The organism is Pantoea sp. BS_8 (genome assembly GCF_041954965.1).
Taxonomy (GTDB): domain Bacteria; phylum Pseudomonadota; class Gammaproteobacteria; order Enterobacterales; family Enterobacteriaceae; genus Pantoea; species Pantoea stewartii.
On sequence record NZ_JAVAXU010000005.1, the window covers coordinates 218,423 to 231,654 of the forward strand.

The 13,232-nt window shown below is 54.4% G+C and carries 12 protein-coding genes; 10 read left to right on the forward strand and 2 right to left on the reverse strand.

The genetic code is table 11. The features are described from left to right. Window positions 1-94: 94 nt before the first annotated feature. The 4 genes from RAC65_RS12540 (at window position 95) to RAC65_RS12555 (ending at window position 5,372) form a co-directional block, all read left to right on the forward strand. A complete protein-coding gene (locus RAC65_RS12540; protein WP_033742279.1) occupies window positions 95-598 on the forward strand; it encodes a sugar dehydrogenase complex small subunit in 504 nt (167 codons plus the stop codon). A 24-nt stretch (window positions 599-622) separates the two neighbouring features. Continuing rightward, window positions 623-2,227, forward strand: a complete 1,605-nt coding sequence (locus tag RAC65_RS12545; RefSeq protein WP_375096765.1) for a GMC family oxidoreductase — start codon at window positions 623-625, stop codon at window positions 2,225-2,227. Next, window positions 2,220-3,578 (forward strand): cytochrome c, encoded by a 1,359-nt coding sequence (locus RAC65_RS12550; RefSeq protein ID WP_375094256.1) that lies wholly within the window; start codon window positions 2,220-2,222, stop codon window positions 3,576-3,578. Before RAC65_RS12545 ends, RAC65_RS12550 begins: the two co-directional genes overlap by 8 nt. A gap of 249 nt (window positions 3,579-3,827) precedes the next feature. Next, window positions 3,828-5,372 (forward strand): sensor domain-containing diguanylate cyclase, encoded by a 1,545-nt coding sequence (locus RAC65_RS12555; protein WP_058708856.1) that lies wholly within the window; start codon window positions 3,828-3,830, stop codon window positions 5,370-5,372. A gap of 50 nt (window positions 5,373-5,422) precedes the next feature. Here RAC65_RS12555 and RAC65_RS12560 read toward each other — a convergent pair whose 3' ends face one another. After that, window positions 5,423-6,163, reverse strand: a complete 741-nt coding sequence (locus RAC65_RS12560) for a nitroreductase family protein (RefSeq protein WP_054687887.1) — start codon at window positions 6,161-6,163, stop codon at window positions 5,423-5,425. 320 nt (window positions 6,164-6,483) lie between these two features. Here RAC65_RS12560 and RAC65_RS12565 point away from each other — a divergent pair, with 320 nt between their 5' ends. Genes RAC65_RS12565 through RAC65_RS12585 form a run of 5 tightly spaced genes read left to right on the forward strand, consistent with a single transcriptional unit; the run spans window position 6,484 to window position 11,541 of the window. Further along, entirely contained in the window at window positions 6,484-7,587 is a 1,104-nt protein-coding gene (locus RAC65_RS12565) for an ABC transporter ATP-binding protein (protein ID WP_058702465.1), read from the forward strand. 20 nt (window positions 7,588-7,607) lie between these two features. Continuing rightward, window positions 7,608-8,885, forward strand: a complete 1,278-nt coding sequence (locus tag RAC65_RS12570; RefSeq protein ID WP_039339326.1) for an ABC transporter substrate-binding protein — start codon at window positions 7,608-7,610, stop codon at window positions 8,883-8,885. A gap of 4 nt (window positions 8,886-8,889) precedes the next feature. Further along, complete coding sequence (locus RAC65_RS12575) at window positions 8,890-9,807, forward strand: carbohydrate ABC transporter permease (RefSeq protein ID WP_375096766.1); 918 nt, start codon at window positions 8,890-8,892, stop codon at window positions 9,805-9,807. Then, the gene (locus RAC65_RS12580; protein WP_058708854.1) at window positions 9,804-10,622 is read left to right on the forward strand and encodes a carbohydrate ABC transporter permease; all 819 of its coding nucleotides are present in this window, start codon (window positions 9,804-9,806) and stop codon (window positions 10,620-10,622) included. The genes RAC65_RS12575 and RAC65_RS12580 overlap by 4 nt, the downstream gene beginning before the upstream one ends. Window positions 10,623-10,632: 10 nt before the next feature. After that, the gene (locus RAC65_RS12585) at window positions 10,633-11,541 is read left to right on the forward strand and encodes a metallophosphoesterase (protein WP_058708853.1); all 909 of its coding nucleotides are present in this window, start codon (window positions 10,633-10,635) and stop codon (window positions 11,539-11,541) included. Window positions 11,542-11,929: 388 nt separating this feature from the next. On the opposite strand, the gene RAC65_RS12590 is transcribed toward RAC65_RS12585, so the two are convergent. Continuing rightward, entirely contained in the window at window positions 11,930-12,805 is an 876-nt protein-coding gene (locus RAC65_RS12590; RefSeq protein ID WP_375096767.1) for a LysR substrate-binding domain-containing protein, read from the reverse strand. Between the two features lie 103 nt (window positions 12,806-12,908). On the opposite strand from RAC65_RS12590, the gene RAC65_RS12595 reads away from it, so the two are divergent. Further along, window positions 12,909-13,223, forward strand: coding sequence for a carboxymuconolactone decarboxylase family protein (locus RAC65_RS12595; protein WP_058702460.1), 315 nt, complete (start codon window positions 12,909-12,911; stop codon window positions 13,221-13,223). Window positions 13,224-13,232: the final 9 nt, after the last annotated feature.

The following is a 13,232-nucleotide window of genomic DNA, read 5'->3' on the forward strand; positions in this document are numbered from 1 at the left end:
CATCTAGGACGCGATGCATTCTGGCAACACACTATTCGTATGCCAAAGAAGGATTTGCTGCCAGAGAAAGGCAGCTTTTTGACTGGATAATATGATGAATCACTATTCACGCCGACGCGTGCTGAAGATGGTTGGGCTTGTCGCTGTGGCCAGTGCGACCGGCCATCTGTTCCCTTTGGCGCCTCTCAACGCCGCGCAACCGAACATGCAGGCAGATGCCCTTGATGTGTTTATGCTGGTTTCACAGCAACTGACACAACAGAACGAGCTCAATGACACGGTAGGCAGTGCGCTGTTTGATGCGTTCAGTCAGACGCAGAAAAACTTCAGCGCGGCACTTTTTCATCTCAGCAACCTGTTAACGCATCAGCCCGACCTGTTACAACAGGCACGCCTGCAGTTTGCTGAAACTGAGGCGGCAAGCGCCAGGCTGGCCGGGGCGATTCTGAGCAGCTGGTATACCGGCATTGTCGGCAAAGGCAAAAATGCGCGCTATATCACCTATATCAACACGCTTGCGAATCGGGTCGTTAACGACAAACTGGTTCCACCGAGCTTCTCCTATGGCGTTTGTGGCAGTTGGGCGAGCCAACCGTGACCCTTTTCAAGAGTAATGTTATCCATGAAGAAGAATAATTCGGCTGATGTGGTCGTTATCGGCGCAGGCGTGAATGGCGCGTTGCTGGCGACGCGTCTGGCGAAAGCCGGGAAGTCCGTTATCCTGCTTGAATCCGGACCTAAGATCAGCCGTGGAGAACTGGTGGAGCGCTTCCGCAGTTCTGCCTTTAAGTCTGACTTTATGTCACCGTACCCCTTTTCACCGATGGCACCCCAACCGCGCTATACCCCAGAACCCAATGATTACCTGCAGCAACTGGGGCCTCAGGCATTTAATGCGCAATATATTCGTATTTTTGGCGGCACCAGCTGGCACTGGGCGGCTCAGTTGTGGCGCTTTGTCCCGAATGATTTTCAGCAACATTCGCTGTATGGCGTGGGAAAAGACTGGCCGATTAGCTATCAGGATCTGGAACCTTATTACTATGAAGCCGAAGTCATCGCTGGCGTCGGCGGATCGCCGGACAACGGCTCGCCTCGCAGTAAGCCGTTTCCGATGGAACGGGTGCCGGCCTCCTGGTTGCAGCAACGTGTCACGTCCCGACTCGCGCCAGACTTCACCGTACTGGATGACAGTACCGGCCGCAACAGCCGAAGTTACGATGGCCGACCGGCCTGCTGTGGAAACAATAACTGCATGCCCGTGTGCCCCATTGACGCGCAGTATCACGGTGGCCTGGCCGCTCAGCAGGCGGAAGACAGCGGCGTACAGGTAATCACTGAAGCTGTCGTTTATCAACTTGAGCACGATGCGCAGGGGCGGATTGTGGCCGCAAACTATTATGACTGGAATAAAACCCGCCATCGCGTGACGGCGCAGACATTTGTTCTGGCGGCCAATGCGATTGAAACGCCTAAGCTGCTGCTGATGTCCACCAGCGAGAGATTCCCACAGGGCATCGGCAATGCCCGGGACACTGTGGGCCGTAACCTCTGCGATCACCCCGCGATTGGCGTCACGTTTGATGTGGATGAAGAAATCTGGCCCGGACGCGGCCCCGTCAGCCCGTGCTCAATCGGGCAGTTCAGGGACGGTGAGTTCCGTCGTGAACACGCGCCATTCCGTCTGGATATTTCCAATGCCTCGCAGGTCGCCGCGGTGACGAAAGAAGTGCTGGAGGAAGGCTATTTTGGCAAAAAACTTCAGGAACAGATTCGCTTCCGTGCGGCACGTCGTCTCAGCATAAAGAATGCCCTGGAACAGCTCCCGGATCCCACCAACCGCGTCACGTTAAGCAGTAACAAAGATGCTCTTGGGCTGCCTACCCCGGCACTGTACTGGAATGTGGACGAGTATGTGCAAAAGGGCACGGCGAAAACCCGTGAATGTTATGACGCGATTGCCGCAAAGCTGGGCGCGACCAATATTCGCCACAGTAAAAGCGGCAAATTTTCTAATCGCCAACATATTACTGGCACGTTGTCGATGGGCCTGGATCCCGCTACCAGCGTCACGGATGCCTGGGGACGGGCGCACGATCATGAAAACCTGTTTATGGTGGGCACTGGCGTGATGCCCACGGTCGGAACCTGTAATGTCACACTGACCGCGATGGCGCTTGCGTTGCGCACGGCTGATAAAATTTTGCAGGAGACGCAGCATGGATAAGTTACTGAGGCGCCTGGTGGTGCCGATTGCCCTTATGCTCAGCCTCATGCAGACCACTGCGCATGCCGAAAGCCAGGGCGATCTTATTAAGCGGGGAGAATACCTTGCCGTAGCCGGGGACTGCGCGGCCTGCCATACAGAAGAGGGCAAAGCACCGTTTACCGGTGGCCATGCGATTGGCAGCCCGTTAGGGATCATCTTCAGTACCAACATTACGCCTTCAAAAACGGCAGGCATTGGTCACTACAGTGAGAAGCAGTTTGCCGATGCCTTACGCAAGGGCATTCGCGCGGATGGCAGCCATCTTTATCCGGCCATGCCGTATACCGCCTATGCCCGGATTAACGACAGCGATATCTCCGCGCTTTATGCCTATTTTATGTACGGTGTAAAAGCAGATGATACACAGCCAGAAAAAACGGCGTTGCCGTTTCCGTTTAATCTCCGCTTCAGCATGGCGGCGTGGAATCTTCTGTTCCTTGACGGCAAGCCTTTTACTCCCGATCCCAGCCAGTCTGCTGAATGGAATCGCGGCGCGTATCTGGTGGAAGGGTTAACCCACTGCAGCACCTGCCATACGCCACGTAATTTCCTGATGGCGGAGGAGTCGGATAAATCGTTACAGGGCGCTTCTCTCGGGACCTGGTATGCGCCAGCGATTACGTCTGCTGCGTTACAAAGTGACGATCAGTGGTCACGCGAGTCGCTGGCAGCCTATCTCGCCAGCGGTCACGCCGATAATGGTGCAACGGCGGCCGGTCCGATGCTGGAAGCCATCGACAAAAGTTTTTCGCGGATGACGCCGGACGATCGGGCCGCTATCGCGACCTACCTGTTGCCTGCTGTCGATCACGAAGACGACAGCACGGATGCCGATGCCGACAGCGAGGAGCCCACTGTCGGTCTGACGCCCGTCACCGGGGACGATACACCTGATATGTTATCGGATATGACGGACGGCGAGCAGATTTACCGTAATAACTGCGCATCCTGCCATAACCTGGAAGGACAGGGACTTAACGGCCTGCCTGCCTTAACCAAACATCCGGTACTGGAGAAATCCAATGCGGATAACGTGGCGATGGTCATACTGGACGGTGTCTGGCCTGCAAAAGGGCAGGGCATGCTCAGTTTTGCCAAGACCTTAAATGACACACAAATTGCCGATGTCACGAACTACGTGATGCAGGACATCGGCAACAGTGCAGTGCGCATCACTCCGGAGCGCGTGAAAGCATTGCGTCAGGGCGGTGAGCCTTCACTGCTGCTGCCGTTGGTCCGGGGGGCGATGGTCGCAGGCGTGCTGGTGGTCATTGGGGGGCTGTTTTGGTGGTGGCGTCGTCGACGTTAAGGCATCTTCCCCTCTGTCTCTGAGGGCAGAGGGGAAACCTGATAATCAGCTCACTCGCCCTGCCGCATTATGCTTCCACCGCCGGAGAAGATTCTCTTTCCTCTCGCTGACATGCACAGCATGCGCGTGAAAGCGTAACCGTCATCTACACTAAACACAGTTGGCAGAAATGGCCTGTGTGGTTGTCATTGTTAACATGTTATTTCTGATATGTTGCGGTATCCCATAGCGAAAAAACGGTAAACCGGCATGGAATTACGTCGTAAAAAAGATGCTGCAATGATGCGCCTTTCCCCGCTGCTCAGAAGCATAACACTGGCCTGTAGTTTACTGACGCTGGGCGTGATTGTGGTTAATGCCTGGACGCTGCACATGGACTGGCAGAGAACCGTCCGGTCAACCGAGGAGCGTGCGATTGATCTCTCTGTCGCACAGGCCCGTCAGGCAGAAGATACCTTTTTGCAAATCGAACTTTCTCTGCGCGAGGTACAGCGCGTTATTCAGTCCCAGCCCGGAACGGATATTGACGTGGCGGAAGTCAATAACATCATGCGCACCTTACAAAGTCGTCTTCCTCAACTGGAGGACATGTTTTACTTTGACTCACAAGGGCGATGGACAGCCAGTTCGCTTACTGAGATGCCCAAAGGAAATAACAATGCTGACCGGGAGTATTTTATTTTCCATAAACATAATCTTCGTAGCAGCGTGCATGTCGGTCCGGCGCTCCGCAGCCGCAGCTCGGGACGCTATGTCATCCCGGTATCCTTACGGATTAATGACGACTATGGCGGCTTCAAAGGTGTGCTGCTCGCCACGATTAGCATTGATTATTTCCGCCATTATTACGATTACTTTGTTATCGGCCCGCAGGATTTACTGGTGCTTATGCTGGCAGACAGTACGGTGCTGTATGCGCGCCCGTTGCCAGACAGCTATATCGGCAAAAACCTCTCCTCCAGTCCACTTTTCCATCAGTTATTAGCCAACGCCGAGCGCGGAAGCGGCCAGTGGAAAGCCGAACTGGATGGCGAAAAGCGAATATTTGGTTTTGTCAGCTCCAGCCGTTATCCGGTAGTTGTGACCGCGGGATTTGATACCAAACGGCTTTTTTTAGAGTGGATGCAAAGCCGCGTGCAGGGGGTTTTACTGAGCCTTGTATTGCTGGTGGGCATTATTCTGCTCTGGATATTTATCCGGAATGAAGCCAGGCGCAGCCTGCGTTATCAACTTGAACTGACGCATCTTCGCGATGAGCTCACCGCCGCGAATCAGTCGCTGAAGAGTCTGGCAAACGCGGACGGGCTTACAGGGCTGGCAAATCGTCGCTATTTCGATCAATTCCTGAAAAAAAGCCTGCTCCATGCGCGCAGCAGCGGCGGGCCGATGTCGCTGATCCTTTTCGATATCGACTATTTTAAACGCTACAACGATACTTATGGTCATGTGTCAGGTGACGAATGCTTACAGCAGGTCGCCCAGATACTGAAAACATTTGCCCAACGTCGCACGGATATCGCGGCCCGTTATGGCGGCGAAGAATTTGCGATTGTGTTGGCCGATACGTCGGCCCGGGATGCGTTGACCGTTGCCTTAAGTGTGGTCGAGACCGTCAGACAACGGGCCATACCTCATGTCTCAACGGGGCTCACAACGGGTTGCGTTACGCTCAGTGCGGGGGTGGCGGCTACGGAGGCTGGCGAAGGGCCAGAGCATGCAGAATCACTGATCAAGCGTGCGGATGATGCCTTGTACCGGACAAAACACGAAGGGCGAAACGGTGCTAGTCTGTAACGTCGCGCCATTCAGTGCCGCTGCCCGGATTAGCACCGGGCAGTGGTGTCTTACTTGTCGCTACCGAAGCCTTGCTTATGCAGTGCGGGCAGGACTTTGGGGAAATAGATGTGTTGGTAATAGCCACTCACGCTGTCACTCCAGCTTTCGCCGTCGGCGCGGCCTGTATCTTTCCAGTGCTGCACCATCTCGGCGTTATAGTGGGCAATCTGTTGTTCCAGGCCTTCGGTATGGTAGCTTTCCTCATGACGGAAAGTCTGCATTGGCAGGCGTGGCTTCTGAAACGCGGGTTGATCAACATAGCCGATAACCACACCTGCGACCGGGAAGGTATATTCTGGCAGGTTAAGCAGTTCGATCATGGCGTCAGGATCGCGGCGGATACCACCAATCGGCACAATGCCCAGTCCTTCTGAACGGGCTGCAGCCATGATGCTTCCCAGGGCAATACCCACATCCGTCGAGCCAGAAACAATACTTTCAATGCTTTGCTGGGCAATTTGCTCTTTGCCTACGGCGGCCATCGCCATCCGTGATTTATGCATATCCAGCACCACAGTGATAAAGACAGGGGCTTTAGCGATCCACGGTTGGCCGCCCGCGATTTGCGAGATAGCCTGGCGTTTAGCCGGATCGCGTGTCACCACCAGAGAAACCTGCTGTGAGTTTACGGAGGTAGGCGCGCGATAAGCAGTGCTGATTATGCGATCCAGAATGGCATCATCGACCGGCTGATCGGTGAAGCTGCGTTCGCTTTTGTGACGGGTAAACAGGTTAATTATCTCGCTCATCATCTCTCCTGACATCATCCTTTAAAAATCGTGTCGTGAGGATAACAAAAGAGTGCGCTGTGCTCTTTAACCGTACTGGCTTTCACCCGCCAAAACAGGTTAACTGCCTTCAAACGAATCAGATCAGGTCCTGTCAGCAGCACGGCACGAAGGGCGTCGATAGCCTGTCGGCACAACGCTTAACCGTCTCTGCACCTTGCAGAACCGTTAGCCGCCATAATCACATCACGTTCTGTCATTATGCTGACACTTTTCAGCCATAAATCTTTCATTTTGCTCCGCTAGCTTACTGCCATTCTCATTGGCAGAGCGGCGAAGCTATGAGCCATTTGGCGCTTCACAACATCACTAAACGCTGGGGCGAAAAAACTGCTCTGGATAACATTTGTTTCGAAGCGGAAAAAGGAACCTTTGTAGCGCTGTTAGGTCCGTCAGGCTGCGGTAAGTCGACGCTGCTTCGGACGATCGCCGGACTGGAAACCGCGGATGAGGGAACGGTCAGTTTCAGTCATCGCGATATCACGCACCTGCAGCCATCAGAGCGCAAACTTTCGATGGTTTTTCAGTCGTATGCGCTGTTTCCGCATCTCAGCGTTCGCGAAAATTTGCTGTTTGGTTTAAAAGCGCGCGGTGAGGACAGGCAGACATTTGCTGGCCGCCTGAGCCGCGTCAGCAAATTAATGGAACTGGAGACGTTGCTGGATCGGTTACCTGCACAGCTTTCGGGCGGCCAACAGCAGCGCGTTGCACTCGGACGTGCCGTGATTGCCAACAACACCTTATGCCTGATGGATGAACCCCTTTCTAACCTTGACGCGAAACTGCGCCAAAGTATGCGTCGCGAAATTCGTGCGCTGCAGAGAGCGCTGGGCCTGACGATGCTCTATGTCACCCACGATCAGACGGAAGCGATGAGCATGGCTGACCGCATCATTCTGCTGAATGATGGCCGGATTGAGCAGCATGATACGCCAGACAACCTGTATAACAATCCGGCCAGTATTTTTGCGGCGCAGTTTATCGGTGCGCCGCCCATGAATATTCTGCCGCTGACCTCTGTCAACGGCAGGCACTTTTTGAGCCAGCTCACTCAGCCTGTGGTCAGCGAGTCGTCTGAGACGGCGCTCAGTCTGGGGATCAGGGCGGAAGATATCCAGTTCATTGATCCTCACAGTGCGGGGTTGACTGCCAACGTCGTGAACTACGAATACATGGGCGCAGATACGTTAGTGGTCTGTCAGCTAACAGGCAGCCAGGCCGTTTTAACCGTTACCGTGCCGGGCATGAAACGTTTTAACGAAGGTCATCTGACCGGGCTGCAATGGCCTGTCGATAAGCAATACCTGTTTTACACTGCGAGCGGTAAACGCTGTTTACACGCTGAACAGCAGATGTCTGCCTCTTTCAAACAATACGCCGTTTAACTTTTACCTAAGGGAAAATCATGCCAGCCATTCGTCTGTCACGTTTGCTTTCAGCCTTACTTATCGCGACGAGCACGGCAGTCTTTGCCGCCGAGCCGGTCAAACTGCAAATGTACTACCCTATCGCGGTCGGTGGGGAGATCAGCCATACCGTGGAAGCGCTGGTGGCCGATTTCGAAAAAATTCATCCTGAGGTCAGCATTCAGCCTGTTTATACCGGTGACTACGCCACAACGGTTACGAAAGCCTTAACCGCCTTTCGTGGCGGGAATGCGCCGCAAATGGCGGTCATTGGTGATATCGAAGCCTACTCTCTGATGGATGCAGGGGCTATTGTGGCGGCCAGCGATCTGGCTCAGGATGACGCCGGTAAAAAATGGATCGACAGCTTTTACCCCGCTTTTTTGCGCCACATCAACGGCAAAGTCTGGGGCGTGCCTTTTCAGCGCTCGACGGTGGTGTTGTACTGGAACAAACAGGCGTTTGAAAAAGCGGGTCTGGCTGCTGATACAGCGCCTGCGAACTGGCAGCAGGTGGTGGATTTCGGTAAAAAACTGGTCGTGAAAGACGGCGATAACGTCAGTCAATGGGGTATCGAAATCCCGACGACACCCAATGGTTACTGGGTTTTCCAGGGTTTTGCGGCCACGAACGGCGCGCATCTGGATAACGGCAAGGGCACGGCGGTCTATTTTAATACGCCCAACAATGTCGAAACGCTGCAATGGCTGACCGATTTAGGCCAGAAGGCGGGCGTTTCCCCGAAAGGCGCGATTGCCTGGGGCACGACGCCACAGGATTTCCTCAGTGGCAAAACGGCCATGATGGTTACCACCACCGGCAACCTGAGTGTGGTGCGCAAAAATGCCAAATTCCCGTTTGGTGTTGCCATGTTGCCTGAAAAAACACAGCGCGGCAGCCCAACGGGCGGCGGTAATCTCTACGTTTTCAAAAGTGCTTCACCGGAACAGCAAAAAGCCGCCATGGAATTTATCCGTTGGGTCACCGCGCCAGAGCAGGCGGCGCGCTGGAGTATTGCGACAGGCTATGTCGCTACCTCCCCGGCAGCATGGGAAACGCCAGCGATGCAAGACTATGTCAAGCAGGTTCCTCAGGCGCTGGTCGCTCGTGAACAACTGAAATATGCCCAGCCTGAACTCTCTACCTACAACAGTGTGCAGATACAGGAAGCCCTGAACCATGCCATTGAGGCGGCGGTGACGCAGTCTAAAACCCCGGCTGAGGCACTGGAAGCGGCACAGAAGCAGGCCGATCGTTTACTGAAGGCCTATCAGTAAGGGGATGGCGATGAACGTGGCGGCAACAGCAACGCCCGCACCGCGTGTGCGGCGCGGTTCACTTCAGCTGTGTGGCTATTTGCTGATTTTACCGGCGCTGGGTTTTCTGCTGCTGTTTACCCATTATCCTGCGCTGGCAACGGTGTGGGAAAGCCTGTTCAGCGCTGCCCGTGCAGGTCATCCGGCCCACTTTGTCGGGCTGGATAACTACGCTGCGCTGCTGGATGATGATGTGTTTATCCGGTCGCTGTGGAATAACCTGTTGTATGCCTTGATCACTATACCGCTTGCGGTTTCCCTGGCGTTACTGATGGCCCTGGCCGTTAACCGACGGCTGGCGGGTAACGCCGCTGTGCGTGCAGCCTTCTTTATTCCCTCTCTGCTGCCGATGATAGCTATCGCCAACCTGTGGCTGTTTTTCTACACACCACAGCTGGGACTCCTGAATAAGCTGCTCGCGCTTTTTTCTGTCGCACCGGTTAACTGGCTCGGCGAACCCGGCACGACGCTCGGGTGCCTGATGGCCGTTTCTGTCTGGCGCGAGGCTGGTTTTTTTATGATTTTTTATCTGGCTGCGTTACAGCAGATCGATCCGCGCCTCAGCGAAGCTGCACAAATCGAAGGGGCGTCAAATGGGTATTTTTTTCGCCGCGTCCAGTGGCCGCTACTGATGCCGACAACGTTGTTCGTGCTGATTAATGCCTCAATGAATGCATTTCGTATCGTCGATCAGGTGATTGCGATGACCAACGGTGGCCCGGACAACAGCAGCAGCCTGTTACTGTTTTATATCTACCGTACGGCATTCAGCTACTGGGATCTCCCTGCGGCAGCGGCGATGACCGTCGTATTGCTGCTGATTTTAGCCCTGATTGCGGTGCTGAAATTTTCCCTGTTGGATAAGCGAGCGCACTATCAATGAAGCCTGAATTCTCTGCGGGCCGACTGTGCCTGAATATGGTTATCTGGCTGGCGGCGCTGCTGTGGTTGTTACCGATACTGGTGGCGTTGTGGGTAGCGGTTCACCCGGCGGCCGATCAGGGAAGCTTCTCGCTGTGGACACCCCTGACGCTACAAAATTTCACGGATGCCTGGCACGCCGCGCCCTTTGGCCGCTATTTCCTGAATACCATATTGCTGGTGGTCATGATTGTGGTGTGTCAGCTTATCCTGGCCACGATGGCGGCGTACGCGCTGGTCAGGTTTCGCCTGAAATATTCGGGTTTTCTGTTCGCGCTTATCCTGTTACAGCTGATGATAAGCCCGGATGTCCTGATCCTGAATAATTACAAAACCATTGGTGCGCTGGGCTTGCGCGATACGTTGACCGGCATTGCCTTGCCGTATTTTGCTTCAGCATTTGCGATTTTCTTGCTGCGGCAGACCTTTAAAAGCATCCCTGTGGTGCTGGAAGAAGCGGCCATTGTAGAGGGCGCCAGTCGGTTTTATATCCTGCGCAAAATCTATATTCCGCTGGCCAGGCCAATCTATATCGCTTTTGCACTGGTCTCCATTAGTTTCCACTGGAATGATTTTCTGTGGCCGCTGGTTATTACGGATTCTGTAAAAGTCCGTCCGTTGACGGTAGGACTGCAGTTATTTTCGGCACCGGAGCAGGGCGTGCAATGGGCACTGATTGGGGCGGCAACGATCATGACAACGCTGCCGCTGTTGCTGTTGTTTCTGGTGTTCCAGCGCCAGTTTATCCAGTCATTTATGCGCGCAGGCATTCGCTAAGGAAAATAACATGTTAACGCCGCACACTCTCAGCCCGTCACAACGTACCTTGCTGGCGGATATTGCGTCGCTGTATCAGCCGCCATCGTTACGTGCGTTGCCCGTCAGAGATAATGGCATCCGTTTTGGTCTGCTTGCCGATCCTCAGTATGCTGATGTGGACCCGGATATCAGCAACAATCTTTACTACCGCAATGGCCTTAATAAACTCAGCCAGGTCATCAAGGCATTCAACGCGGAGCCGCTGGATTTTGTGGTGACGCTGGGCGATCTGGTGGATCGCCACTGGCAAAGCTATGCCGCCATACTGCCGGTTTTTGCTCGGTTACAGCATCCGCATGCCGTGGTACTGGGCAACCATGATGCGCAGACCATCGCTGAACGACTAGATAATCAGGCTCCCTTACCCAAAGGCTATTACGCTTTCCGTTTTAACGGTTGGCGCTTTGTTGTTTACGATGGCAACGATATGAGCCTGTACTGTAATACCCTCAACGGCCGAGATCGTGAAGAGGCCGCAGCCTTGTTAGCGCAACTGCAACATGACCAACAACCTCAGGCGCAGCCCTGGAACGGTGCCGTTGGCAGGCAACAATTTAACTGGATTGAACAGCAGTTACAGGCTGCCCAACAGTCACGGGAAAGCGTGATTGTTTTTGGCCACTATCCGCTGGCGCCCGTAACCACGCACCGCCTGATGAATGCCCCCGCGCTGGTGGCGTTATTCACACGTTATCGCGTACGCGCCTGCTTTGCCGGGCACGATCATCGTGGAGGTTATGCCTGTATCGACGGGACGAAATTTTTCACTCTGAAAGGCATGCTGGATGGCCCCACAGCGGTGCCCTTTGCGTGGGTTGATATCACGGGTGACCAACTCAGGGTGTCCGGTTTTGGTGGAGAAATCAGCCGGGGCTAGCGTTTTGTGGGTGCGGGTTCAGCGTGTCTGATGCAGGGGAAACGCGAACAGCGCTGTGTTATGCATTTTAGTTACATCATACTTTAACGATTTCCTGCCAGGGTGCCGGCATCAACTTTCGCGGCAAAATAGCGTTAGCAGCAGATAATCTGCGAACATACCTTTTCGCGGAAAACCCGCTTTCATCGGCCCGCCAGAAGTGTGTGCTATCCGTGACAGCGTAACGAGAAGCGGCAGCAGGGCAGAGATTAACGTGCAGTCTAATAAGGAAAACCCCCAGTTTCTTCACCACTATCACCTTGTTCATTCATCTGGTGGGGTGAATTCTTTGCACTGATTAGCGACTCACACCAGTGATGCCGCGCCCGAGGTAAAGCGTTCCGGTCCGTCACAGACCAGCAAAGTGCGCTTTGATCGACTCGCAGAGTGATGCGGCTGCAGGGGATAACGGTTTTTCAGCACAGTGCAGGCTGACGCCAATCGTGCCCATCTCCGGCAGAGCTGATGTCAGCAATGTTAGCGAAGACGGTAAGCCCATCTGTGTCCGCAAGGTAATACCCAGCCCTGCCTCCGCGGCGGCCCATATTCCGCTCAGACTGCGGCTGGTGAACGCAATGCGCCAGGGAATATTTGCCCTGTCTAACGCCGCAGTGGCGGCGCTACGCATAAGGCAGGGCGCGTCAAAGACCAGCAAGGGTAGTGGTTGTTTAGCGTCCAGCAGACTCTGGACATCAAAACCCTTTACGCTGATCCAGTTGAGCGGCAACGCGCCAAGTGACTGACTGTGCGCTGTCGACTCCTCGCCTTGCCAGCAGAGGGCGACGTCAATCTCGTGCTGTCGTATTGCGGTCAGTAAGGGCTGATTGCGGCTTACGGATGCTGAAATTTGCACGTCAGGATGCGCACGCGAAAACTGACCCAGAACGGCAGGCAGGAATGTTTCGCCAAAATCTTCCTGCAAACCCAGCCGCACTTCTCCGCCAATCCCGCTGGCCCTGATGGCGGCACAGGCTTCGTCATTCAGGCTCATCAGCCTGCGCGCATAGGCAAGCATAATCTCACCCTGCGCGGTAAGCGTCAGATGCCGTCCTGACTTCTGCACCAGCGCTGCTCCCGCCTGGTATTCCAGTTTCTTTAGCTGAGCGCTCACCGCCGAGGTTGATCGGCCCAGGCGCTGCGCGGCAGACGCAAAGCTCCCCAGTTCAATACCGGTCACAAACGTACGCAGGCTTTCTGCATCAAACATCACGGGCCTTTTCGCCATTCTTATTCATCCCATAAAACGGGACTGTTTGTCCCAATATTTCTGATTTTATAAATCATCGCCGCATTTTATCTTTTTATCACACCCACAGAAGGAAAGAGAAATGAATCCCATACCGTTAACGCGCGAAAATCTGGCTGAGATCGCGCCCAGGCTGGCAGCGTTGAGTGAAGACATTTTATTTGGCGATATCTGGCAGCGCGACGGGCTTTCACCGCGAGACAGAAGTCTGATTACTGTCAGTGCGCTTATTGCGTTAAACCGACCCGAACAACTGAGCTGGCATCTGAAACTGGCTCGCACGAATGGCCTCTCTGAGGCTGAGCTCACGGAAATGATGACCCACCTGGCCTTTTATTGCGGCTGGCCGGCGGCTGTTTCCGCCCTCACGGTTTTTAAAAACACGCCCTCAGAGTAAGGAATATCT

What these genes read in the sequence shown, in the direction of transcription:
- RAC65_RS12540 (WP_033742279.1), top strand. Translation starts at nt 95, where the DNA reads ATGAATCACTATTCACGCCGACGCGTGCTGAAGATGGTTGGGCTTGTC.
- RAC65_RS12545 (WP_375096765.1), top strand. Translation starts at nt 623, where the DNA reads ATGAAGAAGAATAATTCGGCTGATGTGGTCGTTATCGGCGCAGGCGTG.
- RAC65_RS12550 (WP_375094256.1), top strand. Translation starts at nt 2,220, where the DNA reads ATGGATAAGTTACTGAGGCGCCTGGTGGTGCCGATTGCCCTTATGCTC.
- RAC65_RS12555 (WP_058708856.1), top strand. Translation starts at nt 3,828, where the DNA reads ATGGAATTACGTCGTAAAAAAGATGCTGCAATGATGCGCCTTTCCCCG.
- RAC65_RS12560 (WP_054687887.1), bottom strand. Translation starts at nt 6,163, where the DNA reads ATGAGCGAGATAATTAACCTGTTTACCCGTCACAAAAGCGAACGCAGC.
- RAC65_RS12565 (WP_058702465.1), top strand. Translation starts at nt 6,484, where the DNA reads ATGAGCCATTTGGCGCTTCACAACATCACTAAACGCTGGGGCGAAAAA.
- RAC65_RS12570 (WP_039339326.1), top strand. Translation starts at nt 7,608, where the DNA reads ATGCCAGCCATTCGTCTGTCACGTTTGCTTTCAGCCTTACTTATCGCG.
- RAC65_RS12575 (WP_375096766.1), top strand. Translation starts at nt 8,890, where the DNA reads ATGGCGATGAACGTGGCGGCAACAGCAACGCCCGCACCGCGTGTGCGG.
- RAC65_RS12580 (WP_058708854.1), top strand. Translation starts at nt 9,804, where the DNA reads ATGAAGCCTGAATTCTCTGCGGGCCGACTGTGCCTGAATATGGTTATC.
- RAC65_RS12585 (WP_058708853.1), top strand. Translation starts at nt 10,633, where the DNA reads ATGTTAACGCCGCACACTCTCAGCCCGTCACAACGTACCTTGCTGGCG.
- RAC65_RS12590 (WP_375096767.1), bottom strand. Translation starts at nt 12,805, where the DNA reads ATGGCGAAAAGGCCCGTGATGTTTGATGCAGAAAGCCTGCGTACGTTT.
- RAC65_RS12595 (WP_058702460.1), top strand. Translation starts at nt 12,909, where the DNA reads ATGAATCCCATACCGTTAACGCGCGAAAATCTGGCTGAGATCGCGCCC.